Source organism: Kitasatospora sp. NPDC002227 (genome assembly GCF_040296285.1).
Classification (GTDB): domain Bacteria; phylum Actinomycetota; class Actinomycetes; order Streptomycetales; family Streptomycetaceae; genus Kitasatospora.
In genome coordinates, this window is the sequence record NZ_JBEOWY010000011.1 from 176,756 (window position 1) to 199,149 (window position 22,394).

Below are 22,394 nucleotides of genomic sequence, written 5' to 3' on the forward strand. Positions count from 1 at the left end.
AGGTGCGCGCGGGGGCGCGGGCCGCGTGGGGCGGGAGTCGCGGGCTGACGGTCAGCGGCGGTGCAACTGCCAGGCGGTGAGCCAGTGTGTGCGCTCGATGGCCCGGCGGCACACGGCGCGAGCTGCTCGGTCAGCGGCGAGCTCGTCGTCGGCCAGGAGGAACAGGGCGAGGTCGACCCGGCCGGGAGCGCTACGGGCTCGGAGGTGCTCGAGGCGGTCGCTCGCCTCACTGTGCGAGTCGATCAGCTCGGCGAGCAGCTCTGGATCCAGTAACACCCCGGCAGGGCCGGACAGTTGAAGAGTGATCAGATGCATGGGGCACTCCGGTCGGCGGGCTCGGATGCCAGGGGCAGGGGCTGGGTGTCGCTACCGGGTCAGTTGCCCGGGGTCACGACGCCACCCCAGCCGTAACCGTCCGCCACCGTGGTGACGGCCGCGGGCTGGTGCAGGGCGGCGTGGGCGGCGCCCAGGCCGAGCGAGAACAGGGCGGCCAGGGCGAGGGCGGCGATCTTGGTCATGGCAGGCTCCATCGGCGTCGGTCGGGTGAAGAGTGACAGCGAGTGCTCCCCGGGCCGTTCGCCCCGGTGCTCCGTCGCTGGGTCCAGCCTGGCCGACCGGGCAGGAGGTGTCACCGGCAGCGCTGCGGCACGAACGTGCCTGGCACCATCGGGTCAGCGCGCCGTCCGCGCCCGGCCGGAGCGGGGTACGGGAAGGGGCGTTTCGGGTCGAGCGGGGGCGAATCCGGACTCGGTCCGGGCGATTCCCCGCGCGGCCGGACGGCCCTGCGGCGTCCGGGTATTGATCGATCCGGTGATAACCCTGACACTGATTGTGAGCCGACGATCCCGGGGGAGACGTGGTGCTGGAAACACTGGGCCTGGACAGCCAGGCAGAGGCGGTTTACCGCGCCATGCTGGCGCATCCCGAGCTGGGCGTCGCCGATCTGGCGGAGAGCACGGGCCTGCCCCCGGCCGCCGTCCGGGCCGCGCTGAACGACCTGGCCGATCTGGCGCTGCTGCGGCCGTCGACCGGCTCCGACGGCCGGCTGCGGCCGGTCAGCCCCGACGTCGGCCTGGCCACCCTGCTCGCCGCCGCCGAGGCGGAAGCAGCCGCCAAGCAGGCCCAGTTGGAGGCCACCCGGGCGGCCATCGCCGCGATCGCGGCCGAGCACGACCGCCGCCGGGACGACGGGGACACCTCCGCCACCCGCAGGCTGGTCGGCCTCGACGCGGTCCGCGACCGGCTGGCCCAGCTCCAGCTCCGTACCGAGTCCGAGTGCCTCTCGCTCAACCCCGGCACGGCCCACACGCCCGACGCCCGTGACGCCGCCAAGCCGGTCAACCAGCAGGCGCTGGAGCGCGGGGTGGCGATCCGTGCGATCTGCCGGGAGAGCGTCCGCAACGATCCCGACGCCTTCGCCTACGCGCGCTGGCTGACCGGGCTCGGCGGCCAGATGCGGACCGTGCCCACCGTGCCGATGCCGCTGGTCATCATCGACCGCCGACTCGCCATCCTGCCGATCGACCCGTCCGCGCCGGGCGACGGCGCGCTCGAGGTGGACAGCCCCGGCATGATCGCCGCGGTCTGCGCGCTCTTCGACCAGCTCTGGTCCGTCGGCTCGCCGTTCGGCGAGGCCGCCCCCACCGACCGGTACGGCTGCACGCCCCAGGAGCAGGCCCTGCTCGAGATCATCGCCGCGGGCCACACCGACGACGTCGCCGCCCGCAAGCTCGGCCTCTCGCTGCGCACCGTGCGCCGGATGATGGCCAGCCTGATGCTCCGGCTCAACGCCTCCAGCCGCTTCCAAGCCGGCCTGAACGCCGCCCGCCTCGGCTGGATCTGACCCGCCGGACCCGACTCCCTCCCGGCCCCCTGCCGACTCTCTCCCGACGTTTTCCCGAGCCGCAGGTGCGTGATCGCACCTGCGGCTTGAACGTGTTCAAAAACTTCTCTACAGTCATGCCCACAGGGTTTTGAACACGTTCGAAACGGAGTGGTCCCGTGGACTACACAGTTGTCAGCTATGCCGCCTACCTGCCCGTCGCCACCGGTGTGACGGTCTGGGTCGCCCGAACCCTGAGCCGCAACGGGCGGATCTTCCTGTCCGACGTCTTCTCCGGGGACGAGAAGCTCGCGGACGCGGTCAACCACCTCCTGGTGGTCGGCTTCTACCTGATCAACCTGGGCTTCGTCGCACTGTGGATGCGCAACGACGAGCAGGTGGTCAGCGTCCAGGGCGTCTTCAACGCGCTCTCCTACAAGCTGGGCACCGTCCTGCTGCTGCTCGGCGTGATGCACCTGGGCAATGTGTACGTGCTCAACCGGCTGCGGCGGCGCGGTGCGCTGGACAAGCAGCAGCGGCCGCCGGTCGCCCCGCAGGGCTGGGTCCAGCCGAGCCGGGCCTGAGCCATGGCCTCGGACCTGACCTCGGATCAGGCCTCGGATCAGACCTCGGACCTGGCCTCGAACCTGACCTCGGATCAGGCCTCGGACCTGGCCGAGCACTCGGACGGGCCGCCGCCCGTCCGCCGGCTCACCGTGCTGCACGACCCCGCCTGCCTGCTCTGCCGGCATCTGACCGGCTGGCTGCGGGGCAGTGCGCAGCTCATCCCGCTGGAGTTCGTCGCCGTGGCGTCGGCCGAGGCCCGGGAGCGGTTCCCGGGGCTCGACCACCAGGCCGCGCTCGGCGAGATCACCGTGGTCGCCGACACCGGCGAGGTGTGGCGCGGGGCTCAGGCCTTCGTCGCCTGCCTGTGGGCACTGGCCGAGCACCGGCCGCTGGCCCACCGCCTCGCCACCCCGGCAGGCCTGCCGCTGGCCCGCGCCGCGGCCTTCGCCGCCAGCAAGTATCGCCAGGTGACCGGCGCCGGCCGGCTCCCGGAGGTCGACTGGGCCGGGCTGTCCTACCCGTCGCCCGCCCCGTGCGAGGGCGCCTGCACCGTCCCCGGCGCTCCGGCGGTGTGACCCCGGTGGCCGCCGCGGGCCGGCGGGCCTACCGGTGGCCCGGCGCAGGCGGCAGGATGGTGCGGCGGTCGGCTTCGACCAGCAGGAAGCCGGACCGGACAGGGGGGTTGGGTGTGCGCAGCACTGAACTGAGTCACCGTTACGAGATCGGGGCGGCGCCCGCCACCGTGCTCGCGCATCTGGCGGAGCCCGCGAACTACATCGGGCTCTCCCCGCTGCTCGTCGACGTACGGGACGTACGGCGCGAGGACGGCGTGACGCACTACGTGGCCGTCGAGCGCTTCCGCTTCCTCGGCGTGGTCCGGCACGACAACGTCATTCAGGTCACCCTGCGCACCGAGGACGACCGGCTGCCCGGGGAAGCGACGGTCAGCGGCGAGGTGGTCAGCCCGGGCGGGGTGCGGATGGACTACCGCTTCGAGGTGGCCGCCCGCCCGGACGGCGGGTGCCTGGTGACGGACACTCTCCACCTGCGCGCGCCGTTCGGCCTGCTCCGCTACGCAGCCGGCAAGGCCGGGGCGGTGCAGGCCGAACGGGCCCGAGTCCTGGCCCGGCGGCTGGACGCCTCCGGTTGAACTCCTCCGGTTGAACTCCTCCGGCTGGACGCCTCCGGCCGGGGCGGACGGATCCGCCCCGGCCGGAGGCGCGGGCTCAGCCGCAGGTGCTCAGCCGGAGACCGAGAGGGTGCTCCGGACTTGGGTCAGGCCGGCCGGCCCGGTGGCGGACAGGTTGCTGAACAGGTTGGCGGTGACCTGGCCGCCCGCGCCGACGGTCCACAGGTCCGGGGTGCCGTCGGAGTTGATGTCGGCGGCCTGGAGGTCGACGTCGGCGCCGGTGTTCCACCCGGTGGCGACCGGGAAGGCGTGGTAGGTCAGGGCGCCGGTGCTCGGGTCTGCGGCCAGGTCCTTCCACAGGTCGAGCTCACCGGTGGACTTCTTCCACAGGAACAGCGCCGTGCCGGTGCCGCCGCCCGGGGCCGCGATCTCGGTGGAGGCGATCGTCCAGTCGTTCCAGTCGGTGCCGCCGTCCGGGGTCCGGACGTTCAGCGCGGTCGGCATGTCGAACGAGTCGGTGACCCACCCCGCCGGGTAGAGCGAGAGCGCGGTGCCGCCGGAACCGTCCGGTGCGATGCCCAGCAGATCCGGGAAGCCGGTGTTGCGGCCGGAGATCGCTCCGGCCTCGGCGACCTGCGAGGGGTAGTTGCCGGACCAGTCGTTGAGCCAGCTGTACGGCCCGCCGGCAGGCAGCGCGCCGCCCTTGCCATCGCCGCCGCGCACCCCCACGTACCCGGCCCGGATGCCGCCCGGGTAGTAGAACAGCGTGTCCTGGAAGGACCCGCCGGTGAACCGCCCGGTGATGGCGACCGCACCGTCGTAGTCGGACGGGGTGGGGCCGGCGTTGAAACCCGGGCCCGCCGCGCCGATGTTCACGGCCGGGCCGAAGTGCCCGTCGCCGGTGCCGGGGGCCAGCCAGATGCCCGAGGGCAGGCCGTTCTTCCCGCCGACCGTCACCAGGTCGGGTATGCCGTCGCCGGTCAGGTCGGCGGTGGTCAGGTCCGGCGGCGGCGCGGTGGCCGTGAAGGAGATCTGCGTCTGGCCGCCGAAGTTGCCGCCGGGGGAGAGGCTGGTGACCGAGAGCGAGTTGACGGCCCGGTCGGGCGTCAGCGTGATCACCGCGCGGCCGCCGGTCGCCGGGATCTGCACCGGGGCACCGGAGTTCAGCTGGTACGAGTAGGCGACCGGCACCGAACCGTCGGCGGGCGGCGCCACGGTCACGGTGACCGCCTTGCCGATCACCGCGCCGCTCGGCGCCGCGACGACCGGGGCACCCTGCCGGGTCGGGTCGAAGGAGAACCGGCAGGTCGGCGTCCACTTGCTCTTGCTGCCGTCGGCCTCGGCGCGGAACTGCCAGACGAAGTCGGTGATCCGGCCGCCGGCGGAGCCCTCGAAGGTCGCGGCGGGCACTCGCATCACCGCGTCCTGACCCGAGGGCACGCTCAGGGAGCCGCTCTTGACCGCCGTCTCCGGCTGGTCGGCCCGGGCCAGGCGGAACTCGGCGGTCGGCATCGTGCCGGCCTGGCCGTCCACCCGGGCGCGGAAGGTGACGTCGCCGTCGCCCAGGACGGTGCCGCCCGCGCACACGCTCGCGGGCGAGGTGGTCGGCGAGCTCACCGAGGGAGCGCCGGCCCTGGCGGGCTGGGCGGAGGCGGGCTGGGCTGCACCAACGGCGATCAGCACCACGCCGACGGCCGCCGAGGCCGCCGCCTTACGGGTGCAATGACGCGTGGAAGAGGAAGAGGAAGAGGAAGAGGAAGAGGACACGTACGGCATCGCTCTCTGACGGGGGCCGGTCGGCCCCGAACGGCCCCACGTTAGTCCTCAACAGGTCGTTCTCGCACGGAATTTCGAGCCGGGGAGCGCCCGCCGGTGACGGTGGCTCAGCGGTGCGGCAGCCAGGGGAAACCACGCACGGTCAGCCACTGACACCGACGGCACCTTCGGTCGGGCGCCGGGTGACCTCCGCCAGGAATCCCTCGAGCAGGCGCTGCAGTACGTCGGGGCGCTCCAGGTGGACGTCGTGCCCCGCGCCGGGGACGCTCACGGCTGCCGTCGCAGCCTCTCGCCGGAGCATGGCCTCGGACTCCTGGGGCGGGATGATCCCGGACTGGCCCAGGACGACCAGGACCGGGCAGGTGATCCTCACCCACTCGTCCCAGAACGAGCGTTGGGCGTTCTCGGCCAGCGAATCGACCATGACGTCCCGGTCGAAGCGCGGCCACCAGCCGTCGCCGCGTTGCTCGAGCCCGGCGGCCCAGCCCTCGCCGACCGGGCCGCCGCCGAGGAAGCCGGCGGCGGCTGCCCGCGACGGGAACGGAGTCGGCCATGCGTCGAGCCATCCGCCGATCTCGGCCTGCACGTTCGGGCTCGGGCCGCCGGGGCCGGCCTCGACCAGCACGAGTGCGCGTACGAGGTCGGGGTGCGCGGCGGCGGTGAGCATGGCGGTGTGGCCGCCCAGGGACTGCCCCACCAGGACGGGTCGGTGCAGGTCGAGCTGCTCGAGGACGGCGACGACGTCGGCGACGTAGGCGGCGCGGCTCACGTCGCCCGGGCGGCGTTCGCTGGCGCCGTGGCCGCGCTGGTCGACGGCGACGACCCGGTGACTCGGGCTCAGGGCCCGGGCGAGGGCGTCCCATTCGCCGACATGCCCGGCGAGTCCGTGCAGCAGGACGACGGGCGGCCCCGAGCCGCCCCAGTCGCGGCAGGACAGGCGGACGCCGTCACGTTCCACGGCACGTGCGGACCAGGTCATTCGGCCTCTTTCCGGGTCGGGCGGATCGGCTGGTGCGGATCGGCCGGCGCGGTGGTCAGTGGTGGGCGGCTCAGTGGTGGGCGGCTCAGTGGTGGGCGGCTCAGCGATAGGCGGCGAGGAAGACTCGGGCACCGGCGGCGGCGTAGCGGTCGAGGTCGGCCTCGGTGTGCTGGGAACGGCCGGTGAACATGGCCTTGTTCACCGGGATCCACAGCAGCAGGCCGGAGAAGTGGTTCGCGGCCAGGAGTGCGTCGTCGATCCGGAGCAGCCCCTGGTCGGCCAGGCGCTGGAAGGTCGCCGCCAGCGTGGCGAGCCCCCGTTCGAAGCCTCGTTCGTACCACTCGGTGCCCAGGTCGGGGAAGATGTCGGCGTTGGCGATGATCAGGCGCCGCAGCTGGATCACCTCGGGGTGGGTGAGGGCGGTCAGGAACCGGCGGGCGAGCCTGGTCAGGTTCTCCTCCAGGTCGGCGGCGTCGATCGGGCCGCCGGCCAGCAGGTCGATCGTGGAGTCGATCCGGTCGGTGGTGGCGAGGACGATGGCGGAGAAGAGCTTCTCCTTGTCGGAGAAGTGCTTGTAGACGGTCTGCTTGGACACCGCGGCCAGCCTCGCGATGTCGTCCATGCTGGTGCCCGCGTAGCCCTTCTCCATGAACACCGCGGTCGCGGCCTCCATGATCGCCTGGTGCTTGCGGGCCGAGCGGCCCTGTCCGTTGATGTCCATGCATCGCCTCCTGGTGAGTACTGGACAGTCTAGTTTCTCCATGGGTACTGTACCGTCCAGTTCCAAACGGGACGCGCCAAGGGGGAAAACTGACCGTCCCCGCCGCGACTGCTGCCCACGATCAGGCACGATCAGGAGAGTCCTCGCATGTCTTTGACGCTCAACCCCTCGGCCGCCACCGACGCGACACCGTCCCGCGCGATGCCACGGTTCCTGCCGGCCGCCGGCATTGCGGCAGGCCCGCTCTTCCTCGCGGCGGGTCTGGCCCAGGGCCTGACCCGCGACGGGTTCGACTTCACCCGCAACGCCCTCAGCCAGCTCAGCCTCGGCGCCTACGGCTGGATCCAGGTGACCGTCTTCCTGCTCACCGGCCTGCTGACCATCGGCGGAGCGATCGCGGTACGCCGGGCACTGCACGACGCACCAGGTGGCACCTGGGCACCCCGGCTGATCGGCGCGTTCGGCGCCTCGTTCCTGCTCGCCGGGGTCTTCCGCGCCGACCCGGGCGCCGGGTTCCCCGCCGGCGCCCCCGAGGACCGGGTCGCCTCACTGAGCGCCCACGGCACCGTCCACATGCTCAGCGGTACGGTCGGCTACCTCGCGCTGTGCGCATCGTTCCTCGTACTCGCCCGGCACTTCGCCGCCCGCCGACAGCGCGGCTGGGCACTCGCGGCCCGCCTGCTGCCGGTAGGAGTCCTCGCCGGCTTCGCCGCCTCCGCCACCACGGTGGCCGCCTTCACGGCAGGAGCAGCACTCGGCCTGCTCGGACTCACCGCCGTCACCGCCCGCCTGACCCGCCCCGCCCCGCAGCAGCCCCAAGGCTGAGTCGGTGCCGTGGGAGACGGTGCCGTCTTCCGAGATCTCGATGCGGCAGGTCATTCGGCTCGTGCAGGGGAAGTCCCTGCCTGCCGCGCCGGCACTTCTCGGCTGCATCGTCGCGTTGAGCTGTGATCGCAGCGGCACCGGATCGAGGGCGTTCCGCGCGGCGGCCAGGGATGTCTTCGACGGTGAACCTGTGCCTGAGGACCGGTTGCCGGTCCGGTCGGGCGGTCAGGGCGGGACGGTGTCGACGCCGAACGCGATGATCAGTGGTGGGCCTGGCAGGATCGCGCCGTGACCACATCGAACGAGATCCCCCGTCAGGCTCTGCTCCGCCGCGGCTTCGCGCTGGAGTACACCACGCTCGGCTGGAACGTCGTCGGCATCGCGGTGCTGGCCATCGCCGCCGTCTCCGCCCGCTCGGTAGCGCTGGCCGGCTTCGGCCTGGACTCCCTGATCGAGATCGGCGCCTCCACCGTGGTGATCTGGGAGCTGTCCGGTACCGGCGAGGGCCGCCGGCGCCGCGCGCTGAAGCTGATCGGTGGCGCCTTCGCGGCGCTCGCCGTGTACCTGCTTGTGCAGTCCACCGTGGTGCTGGCCACCGGTTTCCGTCCGCACCACTCGACGCTGGGCATCGGCTGGACGGCCGTGACCGCCGCGGTGATGTTCGCCCTGGCGGCGGGCAAGGCCCGCACCGGTGCGGCGCTGGACAATCCGGTCCTCAAGACCGAGGGCCGCGTCACCATGGTCGACGGGCTGCTCGCCGCCGCCGTCCTCGTGGGCCTGGTCCTCAACGCCACCCTCGGCTGGTGGTGGGCCGACCCGGCCGCCGGCTACGTCCTCGTGTACTACGCGCTGCGCGAGACGAAGGAGATCTTCTCCGGCGAGCACTGAACCCGCTGGGCGGCTTCCGGACGGAACTCACTGCATGGAACGCCGCGTCCCGCGGCTCCGAGCGGGAGCCGCGGGACGCGAAGGTGTTCGGGCCTGGACGGCCTGCCGGAGTGCCGGCCGGTGAAGGGCCGTCAGCAGATCAGTACAGGTTGCTCATGACGTTCCAGCCGGGGCCGTAGCTGTAGGAGGTGCCGAAGCCGCCGGTGCCGTTGCCGTCGTAGATGTGCAGGTAGCCGTCCTGGCTGATGGCCGCGAGTCCGAGCTTTCCGTCCCCGAAGAAGTCGCCGGTGACCAGGTGCGTGTAGCCCTGCCAGCCGAAGCCGACCTGTGCGCCGTTCTGGAACGTTCCGTCGCCGTTGCCCTTGTAGAAGTACAGGTTGCCGGTGGTGGCCGTGGCCTCGATGTCGGTCTTGCCGTCACCGTCGAAGTCACCTGTGACCATGTTCGGCAGCTGGTCCCAGCCGTTTCCGCCGACCACCGGGGTCTGGTTGATGGTGCCGTTGCCGTTGCCCAGCCACACCTCGGTCCGGCCGTTGCCGTCGATCGAGAGCAGGTCCGTCTTCCCGTCACCGTTGAAGTCGCCGGCGAGCAGCTTGCTCATGACGTTCCAGCCGGGGCCGTAGCTGTAGGAGGTGCCGAAGCCGCCGGTGCCGTTGCCGTCGTAGATGTGCAGGTAGCCGTCCTGGCTGATGGCCGCGAGTCCGAGCTTTCCGTCCCCGAAGAAGTCGCCGGTGACCAGGTGCGTGTAGCCCTGCCAGCCGAAGCCGACCTGTGCGCCGTTCTGGAACGTTCCGTCGCCGTTGCCCTTGTAGAAGTACAGGTTGCCGGTGGTGGCCGTGGCCTCGATGTCGGTCTTGCCGTCACCGTCGAAGTCACCTGTGACCATGTTCGGCAGCTGGTCCCAGCCGTTTCCGCCGACCACCGGGGTCTGGTTGATGGTGCCGTTGCCGTTGCCCAGCCACACCTCGGTCCGGCCGTTGCCGTCGATCGAGAGCAGGTCCGTCTTCCCGTCACCGTTGAAGTCGACGCGGTTGCGGGAGACGACGGTGAAGGGGATGGGAGTTGCGGGGTAGGTGTGGTTCTGGTCGTCGATCTCGTTGGCCGTCACCGAGATGCTGTAGCTGCCGGGTACGAGCCCGGCGGTGTTCCAGCTCTGGGCGTAGTTGGTGGCGCCGCTGCCGCCGTTGATCGTGGTGGAGTACCCGTTGGGGCCCGTAATGCTGTAGGTGAGCGAGTTGATGATGCCCTGCGAGCTGGCCATGGCCGTGAGGTTGATCGTTCCGCTCAGCTTCTGGCCGGAGGTGAGGGCGGCTCCGTTGGCGTCGATGGCGACGTTGAAGCCGGCCGGGATGACGGTTCCCATCCGGTAGTAGCCGATGACCTCGCCGGAGGGCGGAGTCCAGGTGTGGTGGCCGACCATGCCCGCCGCGACGTAGTTGGAGTCGACCACGTCGAAGCTGCCGTTGTGGTTGTTGGCGACGACGATCGCGGTGTGCAGGTGGTCACCGTCGTAGGTGCCTTCCTGGATGATGTCGCCCTTGACCGCGTTCGCTGCGGTCACCGCCACACCGCCGGCGTCGAGGTAGCTCTGCTGGTAGTTGCCGTTGGGGTCGACCGGCCACTGCGAGCCGCCGCTGACCATGTAGACGATGCAGTTGACGAACTGCTTGCACTGGTCGCCGCCGCCCTGGTGCGCGTCGGCGCAGGCCGCAGTACCCGAACCGCCCACGTAGGTCAGCGCCTTGTCGGCAAGGCTCGCGTTGCCGTACGAGCCGACCGCGTGCGCGGCGGTGGCACCCAGCATCGGCGAGACGAAGCCTGCAACCACTGCGGTGGCGAGCAGCGTTGAGGACAGCAGGCGACGAGCAGGCTTGATGCGGTGGACACGGGCCTTGGCGGACATGCGGGATCTCCCTGGATCTGGCTCTGGGCCTGTTGACGTGTTGACGTGTGCTCGAAGACGGTGCGGCCGCGCGAGGGCCGGCGCCGGGGCGTACGGGTGTGTCGGGCGACAACGGGATCCGTCGCTCCCGGTGGAGGGCGTGGATCAACGGTGTTGGGGGAAGTCCGAGTCGGAGGTCCGGTGCGGGCAGGACGAGGCTGACGGGACCGGTGAGGCCTCGCACGAGCCCGACGGGACAGGACGGAGCCGCGGCCGGTGTGGGCTCCGCACCCTCCGGTGGGTCGGATCAGTCCTCGAGGGTGACCGGTGAAGCCTGAGTGCAAGGCTCGGCCGCCCAGCCGGCCAGCAGGGGTGAGGCGGTGATCGCCCGGCGGGCCACACGCAGCGAGGTCTCGGGCGGGCGAGGGCCGGCGTGGCGGTGGAACAGCGCCAGGTCGATGGAGCCGGGGCGCGGGCCGGGCCGGGCCCGGATGTGTTCCAGCTCGTCGTCCGGGACGGCGTTGGCCCACACGATGTCCGCCACGACCGCGGGCAGGACGGCGTCGGCCGCGGCCCGGTGGCCGGGGTCCGGGCCGCGGCCGGGGTTCAGGCGGATGAGGACGATCTCCATGGCGATCAGTCCCAGCACGCCGGGCAGGGCAGGCCGTGGGGTGCCGCGGCGCCCTGGACCGTGGTGATCGTGCCGTTCGGGAGCGCGGACGACCGGCCTTGCGCGGTGGGCGCGCCCACCGCGCAGGACACCGCCGCGCCGACTGCCAGGGCGAGGGCTGCGACACGCAGAGCGGTGCGGGCGTGAGAAGGCATGGCGGTATCCCCGTTCGGCATGGCGGTGGTGTGCTCCGGGCCGTCCCGGAACCGGACTGCGCCGGTCTGTCGGTCTCCCCGGCTGCTGAACAAGAGTCTGGCCGCAGCACGGGGCACCCCGGAAGCTCCGCCGAATGGCACTGAGTGGCCTGGCACCATGTGTCCATCGGGCCCATCGGCAGTTGAATCCTCTGGCCACGGCCGCCGCGTGCCTGGCATGATCGTCACGGCTGTTCTGCACTGGGGGATGCACACGGTTACGGGGGAAGCAATGGTGCTGTCCGCGATGGGGCTGGATCCTGCGGCGGAACGCGTCTACCGGGCGATGCTCGCCTTTCCCGGCGTCGGCGTGGCCGAACTCGCCGACGCCACACTGCTGACCGAACACCAGGTGCGCGACGGCCTTGATCTCCTCGGCGACCTCGCCCTGCTGCGGGCCTCCCGCGAGCAGACCGGCATGCTGCGGCCGGTCAGTGAGCAGCGGGCGATGGCGATCCTGATCGAGCGCCAGGCCGCCGAGCTGGAAGCCCGCCGCGCCCAGCTCGAGGTCAACCGGAACGCCCTGAGCAGTCGCCTGGCGCGGGACGCCCGCACTCCGCCCACCGGCCAGGCAGGCATCGAACGGCTGCTCGGCATGGACGCGGTCCAGGACCGGCTGGAAGAGCTGATGACCGCTGCGGCCACCGAGGTGCTCAACATCCTGCCCGGCGGCCCCCAGACGGCCGCGTCACTGGCTGCGGCCCGACCGGTCAACCAGGACCTCGCTGCCCGCGGCCTGGAACTGCGCTGCATCTACCAGGACAGCATGCGCGCCGACCGGCTCAACCTGAACTACGCCCACTGGCTGCAGGACCTCGGCGTGCGGATCCGCACCACACCCCTCGTCCCACCCCGCATGATCCTGATCGACCGCGCCATCGCCGTCGTCCCCATCGAACCCCAGGACTCCACCCGCGGCGCCGCCCTGCTCCGCGAACCCGGAGTACTGGCAAGCCTGTTCGCCCTCTTCGAGCAGACCTGGCACACCGCCACCGACCTCGACACCCCCAAGGCTGCCGAGCCCGGCCAGGACACCCCCACCCCCGCCGAACTCGAACTCCTCAAAATGGTCGCCTCCGGCATCACCGACCAGGCCGCCGCCAACCGCCTCGGCATCTCCCTGCGCACCGTCAGACGCCGCATGGAAGACCTCATGAACCGCCTGGAAGCCACCAGCCGCTTCGAAGCCGGTCTCAAGGCCGCCAAGCGGGGTTGGCTCTGATCGGAGGCGAGCCCGGATCTGGCCGGGCGAATCCGCAGGGCCAGTGCGGGCAGCCGATTCTCTGCAAGTTCCCGCCGCCAATGTCCAGCAGTTCTACACCTGGAAGGGGGACTCCGGCCCTGCCGCGTCGCTGCCTGCCGCTGCAGCGAGCAGCTCGCTCGCGGTCCTGGCGTTCGTGGGATCGGCTGCTTCGGTCATCAGCCAGGTGGCGTCGTCGACGTCCGTCTGCGGCGGGACGACCAGCAGGTTCAGCCGGCGTGGAGCGTACGAGCACAGCATGATCACGTGCTGGTCCTGCTCGGCGGTGAACCAGCCTGCGTGGACGATGCGGCCCGCGACCGGTATCCGTCTCGGGATGACCGGCCACCGGGCAGGGTTGACGGTGACTCGGGTGACCCGGCCCCACCGGTCGTCGATCTCGGCGGCCAGGACGGGGATTTCGAGGAGAAGGTCACCCGACCGGGGCCACCACGCTCCGTGCAGCCGCCCGGTCCGCCGGTAGTCGGGGGCCAAGGAGAGCCGCAGCAGGGGACCGGAAGCCGTCGTTGCCGCACGATCGGGGATGGCAGTCATGGCCCGGAGCCTGCCCCCGGGCCTGATCGGGGTCAGATCCCGGCACTGTCCTTCGCCGGAGACGGCGCCAGTGTCCTGTGCCGACGCACGAAGAACCTTCGGTGATCCCCAGGCTACTCCCCGGGCGGTGCCCGGTGTGCCCGGCTCCGCCGCACGGACGAGAGGTCAGGGACAGCCCGGCTGCATGGCACGTCAGCCGAGCAGGAGTTCCGCTGCCGGGCTGCTGTTGCCGGTCGTGGCGGCATCGGCCATCGCCGAGGCGGCCTTGTCCGGGTCGGTGCCCGGTGGGACCACCAGGAGGAGGAAGTGGTCCTGGAAGCCGCGGGTCACGCTGATCGTCGCGTCGCTGCCGGTGAACCAGTTGATCCTGATCGCCAGGCCGTTCGCCGCGACTTCCCTGGGCACGCCGTGCCAGGCGGAGGTCTCCAGGCCGACCCGGACGATGCGCCCGAAGTGGGCGGCGAGTGCGGTGATCAAGTCCGGGAGTTCGGCGAGGACGTAGTCCGAGCGGGGCCACCAGGCACCGTCGAACATCCCGTTCCGCGCCATCGTCGGTTCCAGTGCGAGGCGCGGCAACAGGGGCGCGTCGGGCACGGACCAAGGCCCGGGGGAGGAGGGGGTGGGGAGAGGGATCGGCATCATCAGGAGCCGCCCGTCCGGTCCACGAGGGACCCGTCATGCCCAGGGCGACACCGGTGCTGATACCGGTATGCGAAATGTCCTCGGTTGTCTTCAACGGTACTCCGCGGCGGTCCGTGAACAGCCCTCCGCCGCAGGAGTAGCCTCGAAGGCATCCAGGGCTTCCCGTATCCCGGTCCCCATGCCGGCTTCGTTCTGGATGAGAACCTCCTGGCTTGCCCGATCAGCAGGCCGGAGACGGGAATCGGTGAGCACCGTGACTGCTCTTTCTCCGCGGACGGCACGGCGCGGCCACGGCCTCACGGTTGCCGACGCCATGGAGCCCTGCGAGTACCAGATAGCCGAGGAGAGCACTGTCGACCGGGCCGACGACATCTTTCGCACGACCGGGGTCGACTACCTGCTCGTCCGTGACCAGGACGGCAGGTGCGAGGGGCTGGTCACCGGCATCGGGCTCCGCCCCTTCCTGACCCGCTCCTGGCCCGCCGAGCGGACCGTGATCGGTGCCACCTCGCACCAGCGCGGCCCGTTCGCCTGGCCGACCATGGGCCTGGCCCTGGCCGCGGTCGCGATGCGGATCAGGCACCAGACGGTCTGGCCCGTCGTCGACGAGGACGGATTCCTCCTCGGCGTGCTCACAGCGGACCGTGCTGCAGACCTCCTGGCCGTGGCCCGGACACCGTGAAGCCGTCAGCGGTCTCCCCGACTCTTGAGAGTCGGCCGGCGGAGACCGCAGGACGACGAAGGCCCGGACCGCTTCGCAGCAGTCCGGGCCTTCGATCGAGGCGGAGGATACGAGATCCGAACTCGTGAGGGTTTGTTCCAACCGGCCTTCCACCTGTTCGTCCGACCGTCCGGGGACGGCCGCAGGGGTCCTGACCTGTGGTGGAGCATCCCGTCAGTTTGGCGGTGAACGGTGCCGGACGACGATGAATGCAACCGGAATCGCGACCACGGCAGGGGCTTTGCTCAGTCGGAGCGGGAGCGTGCCGGTGGGCGCCCCGGCGGGGAGGAGCGTGACCAAGGGGCATGATGCGCCGCTGTCGGGCGTAATGGAAGTACCGGCCCGGCGAGTCACGCGGAGCGCCCGAGGCGGCTGGGCCGGGGTCGATCGCACGCGACGGGGAGGGCAGTGGCGGTGAGCACGGATGGGTGGTGAGCAGTGGCTCGCAGAACCGGGGCCGGATCGGTCGGAGGGCCACGGTGAACGCCTGCTGGGCGCGCTGCTCGACCAGGCCCACGAGATTCCGCCCCACCTGATCGCGCCGCTGGTCGCCGACGTGGTGAGCAGGTGCGGCGGTCGTGACCCGGCGCTCCTGCTGCAGGACTACGGCCAGCTGGCCCTGGTGCCCTTGCCGGGGCACGGCCTGGTCGCCGGGGAACCGGTGCCGATCGACGGCACTCCCGCCGGTGCGGCCTTTCTGCGAGGCGTCCCCGTGGAGGTGCCCCAGGCCGACGGGGTGCGGGTGTACCTGCCACTGCTGGACGGCGGTGACGAGGTCGGGGTGATGGCCCTCACCATGGGCGACATGGACGACGACGGTCGGCGGTGGCTACGGCGTGTCGCCGCCCTGGTCGCCGATCTGCTGGTCACCAAGAGCGCCTACACCGACCGTGTCTTCCAGGCCCGGCGCCTCGAACCCATGAGCGTGGCCGCCGAGATCCAGTGGTCGCTGCTGCCGCCGCTCTCGATGGCCGTCCCCCAGGTCGCGGTGGCGGGCATCCTCGAACCGGCGTACCAGGTGGCGGGTGACAGCTTCGACTACGCGCTCAACGACGGTCTCCTGCACGTGGTCACGATCGACGCGATGGGCCACGGCCTGGATGCCGCGACCATGGCGACCGTGGCCATCGGCGCGTACCGGCACGCCCGGCGTGCCGATATCGGGCTGGCCGAGATCTATGCGTTCATGGACCGGGCCGTCGCCGAGCAGTTCGGGCCCGACCACTTCGTCACCGCGCAGATGATGCGGCTGGACACCGGGACCGGACGGCTGCAGTGGGTCAACGCCGGGCATCCCGCACCGCTGCTGATCCGCGATCATGTCGTGGTGGAGCGCCTGGCGAGCGAGACCACGCTGCCGGTCGGGTTCGGCGGTGAGGAGCCGGTGATCAGTGAGCGGGTGCTGCGGCACGGCGACCGGGTCCTGTGCTTCACCGACGGACTGGTCGAGGAGCGCGAGCCCGGCGGGGAGCAGTTCGGGGAGGACCAGCTCATCGAATGGGTGAACCGCGTCGAGCGTTCGCACCCCGGGGTGCGGGCTGTGGTCCGGGCGCTCTCCCACGTCCTCAAGGAGAAGCGGGGCGGGCACACGAGTGACGATGCCACCCTGTTCCTGATCGAGTGGCGCTGAGCCGCGGAGCACCCGCTGCGGCTCCCTGACCGGCCAAGGCAGCCGGCACCGGCCGGAGTACCGTGGGGTTGTCGGGGCGGCCCGAGCCGCCACCCCGAGGAGCGGCCGTCACGCAACGGGCTGGCTCCGTGCCGGCGGGGACGTCGGGCAGACAGGAAAGGCGGGGCGGCGAGATGTCCGTCTACGTGAAACTCTCGGCCGAGGCCCGCGCGCCGGCAGAGCCGTCGAAGGGGCCGTTGGACCTGCAGTACGAGGACGACGAGGCCAGTGGCGCCTTCGAATACGACCTGCATCAGAGCGGCACGCTGCGCGTCCTGCGGGTCTTCGAGGACACCCCGCACCGGGTCGAGGTCTGTTTCGGCCCGGGGGCCTGGCTCCAGGTGGCCGGTACCTACCTGCGCAGCGGCTCGGAGTACTGATCCGCCCGACGGTCGGCAGCGGTGACCGACGGCGCGTCGTGCCGGGACCGGGTGACTTCAGAGGGTGGGGCGTCGGCCGCCATGACGAGGAGAAACAGCACCGTACGGTCGGTGTCCCGAGCAGGATCGTTGTCACAGGAGGCCACGATGCGGTGCTACCGGTGGGTCCTCGAGACCCAGGACGACGACGGCCACTGGTCCCGGCAGGACGGCACGTCCATGGCGAATCCACTGGGGTACGACGGACCGCCCCAGCAGGCGGCCAACCACCTGCGGGACGTGTTCGTGCGCACGCTCTCCCACCCGGCCCCCGGCCCCCGGGCCGTCAGGGTCCGCCTGTGGGAGGGGGCCGATGCGGTCGGAGAGCCCGGGGCCGAGACGGAGTGGTCACGCGAGTGACCGCCCGGCTCGACCGTGCGGGGCGCTGCTGTCCTGCGACTGCCCGTCCTGCGACTGCCCGTCCTTCGACAACTGTCCTTCGGCTACGCGGATGTCGGCCAGGAGACGGCCCGGCTCCGGGCGAGTTCCGCTCGCAGGCCGGTCTCGTCAAGGCCCTCGGGAGAGTGAAGGTGGTGGGCAGGAATGCGGAGGAGAACTCCGGCGCCGCGCTGTCACTGCCCGCTGCTGCGGCGAGCAGCTCGCTCGCTGTTCGGGCGTTTGTAGGATCAGCGGCTTCGGCCATCAGCCGGGCGGCGTCGTCGGCTTCCGTCCGCGGCGGGACGACCAGCCGATTCAGCCGACGCGGAGCGTACGAGCACACCATGATCACGTGCTGGTCCTGCTCGCTGGCGAACCGGCCCACGTGACTGGTGTGGCCGGCGACGGGGACTCGTTGTGGGATGACCGGCCAGCAGGAGGGATCCGCAGGCGCGAGGGGCTGGTCACCGGCATCGGGCTCCGCCCCTTCCTGGCCCGCTCCTGGCCCGCTCCTGGCCCGCTCCTGGCCCGCTCCTGGCCCGCTCCTGGCCCGCTCCTGGCCCGCCGAGCGGACCGTGATCGGTGCCACCTCGCACCAGCGCGGCCCGTTCGCCTGGCCGAGCATGGGCCTGGCCGTGGCCCGGACACCGTGAAGGGTGCACGGCCTCGATGCGCCAGAAGATCTTTCCGTGAGGGCGACGGTTTTTTCGCCCGCCGCTGGTCTGGATAGGTACCGCACCCGACCAGCACTGTGGAGTCTCTGATGTCAGATCCCGTTCAGACCGCCGCCGTCACTGGCGCCAGCCGCGGATTCGGGCGCGCGATCGCCGCCGCGCTCGTCGCCCGGGGGACTCACGTCATCGGTATCGCCCGCGACGGGCAGGAGCTGCGCGGCGTCCATGACGCGCTCGGCGAGTGCTTCACGCCCGTTGCCGCCGACGCCACCGACGATGCGCTCGCCGCGGAGGTGATCCGCAGGCACCGCCCGGGTCTGCTCGTCCTCAATGCCGGGGCCACGCCGCACATGGCACCCGTGCAGGAGCAGACCTGGGAGACCTTCAGTCGCAACTGGGAGGTCGACACCCGGCACGTGTTCACCTGGACCGGGGCGGCGCTGCGGGAGCCGTTGGCGCCGGGCAGCCTGGTCCTGTCGATGTCCAGCGGGGCCGCTCTGGCCGGTTCCCCGCTCAGCGGCGGGTACGCCGGCGCCAAGGCTGCCATCCGGTACCTGCGCCAGTACGGTGCCGAGGAGTCGGGCCGGGCCGGGCTGGGGATCCGGTTCGTCACGGTGCTGCCGGACATGACCCCGGTCGGAGGGGTGGGCGACGTCGCGGTCACGGGCTACGCCGCGCGGATGGGCGTCGACCGGGAGACCTTCGTAGCGGGGCGGCAGCCGATCCTCACCCTGGAGCAGGTCGGCAAGGCCGTTGTGGAGCTCGCCGGGAACCCGGACAGCGGTCCGGAGTACCAGCTCGGTGGCGAAGGTCTGAGCCCGATCGGCTGAGCCGCCGCCACGCCCTGCCGCCCACCCCCGCCTACAGTTGGCCCGCCGCACTCCCAGGAGGCTCAGCGATGCCGTCGAACAGCCAGTTCTCCGCCCTGACCGAGCAGTTCCGGCCGGAACTGCTCGCGTACTGCTACCGGATCCTCGGCTCGATCCACGATGCCGAGGACCTGGTACAGGAGACCTACCTTCGGGCGTGGCGTGGGTTCGACGGCTTCGAGGGCCGTTCCTCGGTGCGGCGGTGGCTGTACCGGATCGCCACCACGGCCTGCTTGACGGCACTGGAGACCCGCAAGCGCAGGCCCCTGCCGTCAGGGCTGGGCGCGCCCTCGGACGACCACCGGGTGACGGTGGCACCCCGCGAGCCGACGGTGGAGTGGCTCCAGCCGGCGCCGGACGCTCTCTTCGGCGCCGACGACCCGGCGACGGTCGTGGCCGCGCGGACGGGCGTTCGCCTCGCCTTCATCGCCGCGCTCCAGTATCTGTCCGCCCGCCAGCGCGCCGTGCTGACCCTGCGCGACGTACTGGGGTTCCGGACAGCCGAGGTCGCCGAGATGCTGGACACGACCATCGCGGCCGTGGACAGCGCGCTCCGCCGCGCCCGCGCCCGCCTGGCCGACGCCGGACCGGTCGCGGACGACCTGGTCGAGCCCGATGAGGGGATCCGGCGCGGCCTCCTCGACGACTACGTCGACGCCTTCACCCGCGCCGACCCCGCCGCGCTGGTCAAACTGCTGCGGGCCGACGTCGAGTTGGAGATGCCGCCGACCCCGACCTGGTTCACCGGCCGCCGGGCCGTCCTCGGCTTCCTGTCCGCCCGCGTCCTGCGACCGGACCTGTGGCGGATGACACCCACCCGCGCCAACGGCCAGCCTGCCCTCGTCGTCGACCGCCACGCGGGCGACGGCCGGTACGAGCCCTACGGCATCCAGGTCCTGACCCTGCGCGGGGACGGCATTGCCCGGATCACCGCCTTCAACGACCCGACCCTGGTGCCGGCCTTCGCCCCCGACCTCCGCACCCGCGCCCCGCGAGCCCGCTGAGCCCACGGACGCGCGCCTCCGGGCTTGCAGGTCTCGGGGCCGCGCTGTCCGGGCCCGCTCGAGACCGTCGGCCCGGACCAGAGCTTCCGCCGCCGGGGTCCGGCATGATGGACCGGTGGACTTCGAGCCGTACCGGGGTGAACTGACGGCGTACTGCTACCGGATGCTGGGCTCCTACCAGGACGCCGAGGACCAGGTGCAGGAGTCGCTGCTGCGCGCATGGAAGGCGCGGGACCGGTACGACCCGGACCGGGCTTCGGTGCGGACCTGGCTGTACCGGATCGCGACCAACGTGTGCCTGACCGCGCTGGAAGGCCGCGCGCGGCGTCCGCTGCCGTCCGGTCTCGGCGCGCCTGGTGAGGACCCGAGGGTGCCACTCGTGCCGGCCCCGGACATTCCCTGGCTGGAGCCGTTCCCCGACGCCCGCTTCGATCTGGAGAAGCGCGCCGACCTGCGACTCGCCTGGGTGGCGGCGGTTCAACTGCTGCCGGCACGACAGCGGGCCGTACTCGTGCTGCGTGAGGTGCTCGGGTTCACCGCCGCAGAGGTCGCCGGCCAGTTGGAGACCACGGTCGCGGCCGTCAACAGCACCCTGCAGCGCGCCCGCGTCACCCTCGCCGTCGCCGGTGGGCGCACCGAGCTCACCGAACTCACCGAGCCGGACGATCCCGAGGCGCGCGAGGTGGTCCGGCGCTACGCCCGCGCCTTCGAGGCGGCCGATGTCCCTGCCCTTGTACGACTGTTGGCCGAGGACGCGATCCTCGAGATGCCGCCCGTCCCGCTGTGGTACCTCGGCCGTCAGGACTACGGCCGGTTCATGGACTGGGTGTTCGAGACGCGCGGCCGAGGCTGGGTCACCCGGCAGCTCACCGCCAACGGCCAGCCCGCGCTCGCCGCGTACCTGCCCGAGGCGGAGACAGAGGACGCCTTCCGACTCCACAGTCTGCAGGTCTTCACCGTCCACGGTGGCCGCATCACGCACAACGTGGTCTTTGCCGATCCACGACTGATGCAGGTCTTCGGCCTTCCCTCGCGGATTTCTTCCGAAAAGCTGCGCCGGGAGCGATGAGTCCGGGCGGTGTCGCCGGTACGTACTGGTGAACACCACACCGAAGGAGACTCGTCATGAGCGTCATCGTCATCGCGTTCACCACCGTGGACGGGGTCGTGTCCGACCCCGACGGCTCTGCGGGCACGCCGGAGGGCGGCTGGATGTTCCGGTTCGGCCGTGAGGAGATCGACGGCGACAAGTTCCGGATCGGGAGCACGCTGGAGAAGGCGGTCCTGCTGCAGGGGCGGGGGACCTGGCAGCAGTTCTCGAACCTCTGGCCGCACCGTGAGGGCCCGTTCGCCGCGCAGATGAACGCCGTCCCGAAGCTGGTCGCCACCCGTACCCTGACCGACACCTCGGCCTGGGTGAACTCCCAGCCCCTCGACGGCGATCTCGTCGAGGCCGTCAAGCGCGAGGACCGCGACGTGGTCGTGATGGGCAGCCTCGGCATCGTGCGCCAGCTGATGGCCGAGGACCTGGTCGACGAGTACCGGCTGATGACCTTCCCCACCGTCCTCGGCGCCGGCCAGAGGCTCTTCCCGGCCGACGGCCCGCACACGACCTTGGAGTGCCTGTCAGTGGAGCAGGTCGGCGCCCTCGTCCTCACCCGCTACCGCAGAGCTGCCGCCCGCTGACGGCCGTCCGCCCCTGCTCCGTGACTACCTTGCACCCGAAGCCGAGGAGTGACGGCGGCCGGTAGTCGTCTGCGCCCGAGCGGGGTGAAGCCCAGTCGACCGGTCGCCGAAGATGCCGTGGCGGACAGCCGGGATCTCCGTAGCCGGTCGTCGGGACTACAGATGAGACTTGAACGACGAGGGCCCCGACCGCTGAGCGGTCGGCTCCACGAGCTGCGGATGGCGCCGGACGGAGGTGAGTGCAACCAGAACTGCAACCACGCCGACTGGCGAACCAGAGCAGGAGCAACATTCCTACTTCTTTGATAATCTCGTTCCCATGACTGAGATGTCCTACAGCATCGGCGAGGGGCCGGCCATCAGGGTCAGCCTCTCCCTGCCCGAAGGCACGGCCGACGCTATCCGCCAACGCGTGGGCAAGCGCGAGTTTTCGGCGTTCATCACCGCGGCCGTCGAGCGGGAGTTGCGCGGTCAGATCCTGGACGAGTACCTGGCCGACTATGAACGTCGGAAGGGGCCGGTCTCGGCAGCCGAGCAGGATCGCGCGCGGCAGGTCTTCGACGAGGTGTTCGCCGAGGAGGGCGGATGGCCCGTCGCAAGCTAAGCCACGAGGGCACGCTGGTGCTCGACTCCGAGGGTCTGTCCAAGCTGCTCAACGACCACGAGCCCGCTGTCGCGCTGGTCGGGGAGGCGCGGAAACGCGGCATGGAGGTGGTGATCAGTGCTCTGACCATCATCGAAGCCGTGCACAGCCGTACCGACCAGGCTCGCCTCCGGTGGATTCTCTCTGGACTGCGGATCGTGCCCGTGGGGGATGAGGAGGCCCGAGCAGCTTCCGCGATGCTGATCGCCGCAGGTCTCCACGGCCACAAGTACGCGATCGACGCGGCAGTGGCCGAGATGGCAGTGCGGCAGCAGCGACCGGTCGTCCTGCTGACGTCGGACATCGACGACATGACCAAACTCTGCGGCGATCGCGTACGGCTCGTGGCTTCCTAATGTCGCTTGTCAAGCCGTCTCGGCCGCCGGGAGTGTGACTTGGTAGCACCTCCGGTCGCGTATGAGGGCCCACAGGACGTTCACG

At 71.3% G+C, this 22,394-nt stretch carries 29 protein-coding genes; 18 read left to right on the plus strand and 11 right to left on the minus strand.

Going from position 1 to position 22,394, the window contains the following annotated elements:
- Nucleotides 1–51 precede the first annotated feature (51 nt).
- Both ABT095_RS13145 and ABT095_RS13150 read right to left on the minus strand, forming a co-directional pair.
- A complete protein-coding gene (locus tag ABT095_RS13145; RefSeq protein ID WP_350529443.1) occupies nt 52–315 on the minus strand; it encodes a hypothetical protein in 264 nt (87 codons plus the stop codon).
- Nucleotides 316–374: 59 nt separating this feature from the next.
- Nucleotides 375–518 carry a hypothetical protein gene (locus tag ABT095_RS13150; protein ID WP_350529444.1) on the minus strand — a complete coding sequence of 48 codons (144 nt, stop codon included), beginning with the start codon at nt 516–518 and terminating at the stop codon, nt 375–377.
- 341 nt (nt 519–859) lie between these two features.
- Here ABT095_RS13150 and ABT095_RS13155 point away from each other — a divergent pair, with 341 nt between their 5' ends.
- The 4 genes from ABT095_RS13155 (at nt 860) to ABT095_RS13170 (ending at nt 3,539) form a co-directional block, all read left to right on the plus strand.
- Nucleotides 860–1,843, plus strand: a complete 984-nt coding sequence (locus ABT095_RS13155; protein ID WP_350529445.1) for a helix-turn-helix transcriptional regulator — start codon at nt 860–862, stop codon at nt 1,841–1,843.
- Nucleotides 1,844–2,001: 158 nt separating this feature from the next.
- On the plus strand, nt 2,002–2,406 hold the full coding sequence (locus ABT095_RS13160) for a hypothetical protein (protein ID WP_350529446.1): 405 nt from the start codon (nt 2,002–2,004) through the stop codon (nt 2,404–2,406).
- A gap of 3 nt (nt 2,407–2,409) precedes the next feature.
- Entirely contained in the window at nt 2,410–2,964 is a 555-nt protein-coding gene (locus ABT095_RS13165; RefSeq protein WP_350529447.1) for a thiol-disulfide oxidoreductase DCC family protein, read from the plus strand.
- A gap of 113 nt (nt 2,965–3,077) precedes the next feature.
- Nucleotides 3,078–3,539 carry an SRPBCC family protein gene (locus ABT095_RS13170; protein WP_350529448.1) on the plus strand — a complete coding sequence of 154 codons (462 nt, stop codon included), beginning with the start codon at nt 3,078–3,080 and terminating at the stop codon, nt 3,537–3,539.
- A 90-nt stretch (nt 3,540–3,629) separates the two neighbouring features.
- On the opposite strand, the gene ABT095_RS13175 is transcribed toward ABT095_RS13170, so the two are convergent.
- The 3 genes from ABT095_RS13175 to ABT095_RS13185 all read right to left on the minus strand — a co-directional run bounded on the left by ABT095_RS13175 (nt 3,630) and on the right by ABT095_RS13185 (nt 6,994).
- Nucleotides 3,630–5,201, minus strand: coding sequence for an FG-GAP repeat domain-containing protein (locus ABT095_RS13175; RefSeq protein WP_350529449.1), 1,572 nt, complete (start codon nt 5,199–5,201; stop codon nt 3,630–3,632).
- Nucleotides 5,202–5,436: 235 nt separating this feature from the next.
- Nucleotides 5,437–6,273, minus strand: a complete 837-nt coding sequence (locus ABT095_RS13180) for an alpha/beta fold hydrolase (protein WP_350529450.1) — start codon at nt 6,271–6,273, stop codon at nt 5,437–5,439.
- Nucleotides 6,274–6,373: 100 nt separating this feature from the next.
- A complete protein-coding gene (locus ABT095_RS13185) occupies nt 6,374–6,994 on the minus strand; it encodes a TetR/AcrR family transcriptional regulator (protein WP_350529451.1) in 621 nt (206 codons plus the stop codon).
- A gap of 147 nt (nt 6,995–7,141) precedes the next feature.
- Between ABT095_RS13185 and ABT095_RS13190 the strand changes: the two genes are divergently transcribed.
- Genes ABT095_RS13190 through ABT095_RS13200 form a run of 3 tightly spaced genes read left to right on the plus strand, consistent with a single transcriptional unit; the run spans nt 7,142 to nt 8,707 of the window.
- Nucleotides 7,142–7,819 (plus strand): DUF998 domain-containing protein, encoded by a 678-nt coding sequence (locus ABT095_RS13190; protein WP_350529452.1) that lies wholly within the window; start codon nt 7,142–7,144, stop codon nt 7,817–7,819.
- A 4-nt stretch (nt 7,820–7,823) separates the two neighbouring features.
- Nucleotides 7,824–8,111: a hypothetical protein gene (locus tag ABT095_RS13195; protein WP_350529453.1), complete on the plus strand. Its 288-nt coding sequence runs from the start codon at nt 7,824–7,826 to the stop codon at nt 8,109–8,111.
- Nucleotides 8,108–8,707, plus strand: coding sequence for a cation efflux transmembrane domain-containing protein (locus ABT095_RS13200; protein WP_350529454.1), 600 nt, complete (start codon nt 8,108–8,110; stop codon nt 8,705–8,707). The genes ABT095_RS13195 and ABT095_RS13200 overlap by 4 nt, the downstream gene beginning before the upstream one ends.
- Nucleotides 8,708–8,846: 139 nt before the next feature.
- On the opposite strand, the gene ABT095_RS13205 is transcribed toward ABT095_RS13200, so the two are convergent.
- The 3 genes from ABT095_RS13205 to ABT095_RS13215 form a co-directional block, all read right to left on the minus strand.
- Complete coding sequence (locus ABT095_RS13205; RefSeq protein ID WP_350529455.1) at nt 8,847–10,610, minus strand: FG-GAP-like repeat-containing protein; 1,764 nt, start codon at nt 10,608–10,610, stop codon at nt 8,847–8,849.
- 286 nt (nt 10,611–10,896) lie between these two features.
- Nucleotides 10,897–11,238, minus strand: coding sequence for a hypothetical protein (locus ABT095_RS13210; RefSeq protein WP_350529456.1), 342 nt, complete (start codon nt 11,236–11,238; stop codon nt 10,897–10,899).
- Entirely contained in the window at nt 11,226–11,414 is a 189-nt protein-coding gene (locus ABT095_RS13215) for a hypothetical protein (RefSeq protein ID WP_350529457.1), read from the minus strand. The genes ABT095_RS13210 and ABT095_RS13215 overlap by 13 nt, the downstream gene beginning before the upstream one ends.
- 286 nt (nt 11,415–11,700) lie before the next feature.
- Between ABT095_RS13215 and ABT095_RS13220 the strand changes: the two genes are divergently transcribed.
- Nucleotides 11,701–12,675 (plus strand): helix-turn-helix transcriptional regulator, encoded by a 975-nt coding sequence (locus tag ABT095_RS13220; RefSeq protein WP_350529458.1) that lies wholly within the window; start codon nt 11,701–11,703, stop codon nt 12,673–12,675.
- Nucleotides 12,676–12,768: 93 nt separating this feature from the next.
- On the opposite strand, the gene ABT095_RS13225 is transcribed toward ABT095_RS13220, so the two are convergent.
- Both ABT095_RS13225 and ABT095_RS13230 read right to left on the minus strand, forming a co-directional pair.
- Entirely contained in the window at nt 12,769–13,248 is a 480-nt protein-coding gene (locus ABT095_RS13225) for a DUF5994 family protein (protein WP_350529459.1), read from the minus strand.
- Nucleotides 13,249–13,440: 192 nt separating this feature from the next.
- On the minus strand, nt 13,441–13,890 hold the full coding sequence (locus ABT095_RS13230) for a DUF5994 family protein (RefSeq protein WP_350529460.1): 450 nt from the start codon (nt 13,888–13,890) through the stop codon (nt 13,441–13,443).
- A gap of 313 nt (nt 13,891–14,203) precedes the next feature.
- On the opposite strand from ABT095_RS13230, the gene ABT095_RS13235 reads away from it, so the two are divergent.
- From ABT095_RS13235 to ABT095_RS13250, 4 genes are all read left to right on the plus strand, one after another.
- Nucleotides 14,204–14,572 carry a CBS domain-containing protein gene (locus ABT095_RS13235; RefSeq protein WP_350529461.1) on the plus strand — a complete coding sequence of 123 codons (369 nt, stop codon included), beginning with the start codon at nt 14,204–14,206 and terminating at the stop codon, nt 14,570–14,572.
- 463 nt (nt 14,573–15,035) lie between these two features.
- A complete protein-coding gene (locus ABT095_RS13240) occupies nt 15,036–16,241 on the plus strand; it encodes a PP2C family protein-serine/threonine phosphatase (protein ID WP_350529462.1) in 1,206 nt (401 codons plus the stop codon).
- 173 nt (nt 16,242–16,414) lie between these two features.
- On the plus strand, nt 16,415–16,660 hold the full coding sequence (locus ABT095_RS13245) for a hypothetical protein (protein WP_350529463.1): 246 nt from the start codon (nt 16,415–16,417) through the stop codon (nt 16,658–16,660).
- 147 nt (nt 16,661–16,807) lie between these two features.
- Nucleotides 16,808–17,059 (plus strand): hypothetical protein, encoded by a 252-nt coding sequence (locus ABT095_RS13250; protein WP_350529476.1) that lies wholly within the window; start codon nt 16,808–16,810, stop codon nt 17,057–17,059.
- Here ABT095_RS13250 and ABT095_RS13255 read toward each other — a convergent pair.
- Complete coding sequence (locus ABT095_RS13255) at nt 16,986–17,702, minus strand: DUF5994 family protein (RefSeq protein ID WP_350529464.1); 717 nt, start codon at nt 17,700–17,702, stop codon at nt 16,986–16,988. The two genes, ABT095_RS13250 and ABT095_RS13255, sit on opposite strands and share 74 nt — an antisense overlap.
- Before the next feature lie 138 nt (nt 17,703–17,840).
- Between ABT095_RS13255 and ABT095_RS13260 the strand changes: the two genes are divergently transcribed.
- The 6 genes from ABT095_RS13260 to ABT095_RS13285 all read left to right on the plus strand — a co-directional run bounded on the left by ABT095_RS13260 (nt 17,841) and on the right by ABT095_RS13285 (nt 22,309).
- Nucleotides 17,841–18,581, plus strand: coding sequence for an SDR family oxidoreductase (locus ABT095_RS13260; protein ID WP_350529465.1), 741 nt, complete (start codon nt 17,841–17,843; stop codon nt 18,579–18,581).
- Nucleotides 18,582–18,649: 68 nt separating this feature from the next.
- Entirely contained in the window at nt 18,650–19,624 is a 975-nt protein-coding gene (locus ABT095_RS13265; RefSeq protein WP_350529466.1) for an RNA polymerase subunit sigma-70, read from the plus strand.
- A complete protein-coding gene (locus tag ABT095_RS13270; RefSeq protein WP_350529467.1) occupies nt 19,539–20,693 on the plus strand; it encodes a sigma-70 family RNA polymerase sigma factor in 1,155 nt (384 codons plus the stop codon). The genes ABT095_RS13265 and ABT095_RS13270 overlap by 86 nt, the downstream gene beginning before the upstream one ends.
- A 56-nt stretch (nt 20,694–20,749) precedes the next feature.
- A complete protein-coding gene (locus ABT095_RS13275) occupies nt 20,750–21,310 on the plus strand; it encodes a dihydrofolate reductase family protein (protein WP_350529468.1) in 561 nt (186 codons plus the stop codon).
- Between the two features lie 319 nt (nt 21,311–21,629).
- A complete protein-coding gene (locus ABT095_RS13280) occupies nt 21,630–21,914 on the plus strand; it encodes a hypothetical protein (protein ID WP_350529469.1) in 285 nt (94 codons plus the stop codon).
- Nucleotides 21,896–22,309: a PIN domain-containing protein gene (locus ABT095_RS13285; protein ID WP_350529470.1), complete on the plus strand. Its 414-nt coding sequence runs from the start codon at nt 21,896–21,898 to the stop codon at nt 22,307–22,309. The genes ABT095_RS13280 and ABT095_RS13285 overlap by 19 nt, the downstream gene beginning before the upstream one ends.
- Nucleotides 22,310–22,394: the final 85 nt, after the last annotated feature.

What these genes read in the sequence shown, in the direction of transcription:
- ABT095_RS13145 (WP_350529443.1), bottom strand. Translation starts at nt 315, where the DNA reads ATGCATCTGATCACTCTTCAACTGTCCGGCCCTGCCGGGGTGTTACTG.
- ABT095_RS13150 (WP_350529444.1), bottom strand. Translation starts at nt 518, where the DNA reads ATGACCAAGATCGCCGCCCTCGCCCTGGCCGCCCTGTTCTCGCTCGGC.
- ABT095_RS13165 (WP_350529447.1), top strand. Translation starts at nt 2,410, where the DNA reads ATGGCCTCGGACCTGACCTCGGATCAGGCCTCGGATCAGACCTCGGAC.
- ABT095_RS13180 (WP_350529450.1), bottom strand. Translation starts at nt 6,273, where the DNA reads ATGACCTGGTCCGCACGTGCCGTGGAACGTGACGGCGTCCGCCTGTCC.
- ABT095_RS13185 (WP_350529451.1), bottom strand. Translation starts at nt 6,994, where the DNA reads ATGGACATCAACGGACAGGGCCGCTCGGCCCGCAAGCACCAGGCGATC.
- ABT095_RS13190 (WP_350529452.1), top strand. Translation starts at nt 7,142, where the DNA reads ATGTCTTTGACGCTCAACCCCTCGGCCGCCACCGACGCGACACCGTCC.
- ABT095_RS13205 (WP_350529455.1), bottom strand. Translation starts at nt 10,610, where the DNA reads ATGTCCGCCAAGGCCCGTGTCCACCGCATCAAGCCTGCTCGTCGCCTG.
- ABT095_RS13215 (WP_350529457.1), bottom strand. Translation starts at nt 11,414, where the DNA reads ATGCCTTCTCACGCCCGCACCGCTCTGCGTGTCGCAGCCCTCGCCCTG.
- ABT095_RS13220 (WP_350529458.1), top strand. Translation starts at nt 11,701, where the DNA reads ATGGGGCTGGATCCTGCGGCGGAACGCGTCTACCGGGCGATGCTCGCC.
- ABT095_RS13225 (WP_350529459.1), bottom strand. Translation starts at nt 13,248, where the DNA reads ATGACTGCCATCCCCGATCGTGCGGCAACGACGGCTTCCGGTCCCCTG.
- ABT095_RS13230 (WP_350529460.1), bottom strand. Translation starts at nt 13,890, where the DNA reads ATGATGCCGATCCCTCTCCCCACCCCCTCCTCCCCCGGGCCTTGGTCC.
- ABT095_RS13235 (WP_350529461.1), top strand. Translation starts at nt 14,204, where the DNA reads ATGGAGCCCTGCGAGTACCAGATAGCCGAGGAGAGCACTGTCGACCGG.
- ABT095_RS13240 (WP_350529462.1), top strand. Translation starts at nt 15,036, where the DNA reads ATGGGTGGTGAGCAGTGGCTCGCAGAACCGGGGCCGGATCGGTCGGAG.
- ABT095_RS13245 (WP_350529463.1), top strand. Translation starts at nt 16,415, where the DNA reads ATGTCCGTCTACGTGAAACTCTCGGCCGAGGCCCGCGCGCCGGCAGAG.
- ABT095_RS13250 (WP_350529476.1), top strand. Translation starts at nt 16,808, where the DNA reads ATGCGGTGCTACCGGTGGGTCCTCGAGACCCAGGACGACGACGGCCAC.
- ABT095_RS13255 (WP_350529464.1), bottom strand. Translation starts at nt 17,702, where the DNA reads ATGCTCGGCCAGGCGAACGGGCCGCGCTGGTGCGAGGTGGCACCGATC.
- ABT095_RS13260 (WP_350529465.1), top strand. Translation starts at nt 17,841, where the DNA reads ATGTCAGATCCCGTTCAGACCGCCGCCGTCACTGGCGCCAGCCGCGGA.
- ABT095_RS13265 (WP_350529466.1), top strand. Translation starts at nt 18,650, where the DNA reads ATGCCGTCGAACAGCCAGTTCTCCGCCCTGACCGAGCAGTTCCGGCCG.
- ABT095_RS13275 (WP_350529468.1), top strand. Translation starts at nt 20,750, where the DNA reads ATGAGCGTCATCGTCATCGCGTTCACCACCGTGGACGGGGTCGTGTCC.
- ABT095_RS13280 (WP_350529469.1), top strand. Translation starts at nt 21,630, where the DNA reads ATGACTGAGATGTCCTACAGCATCGGCGAGGGGCCGGCCATCAGGGTC.
- ABT095_RS13285 (WP_350529470.1), top strand. Translation starts at nt 21,896, where the DNA reads ATGGCCCGTCGCAAGCTAAGCCACGAGGGCACGCTGGTGCTCGACTCC.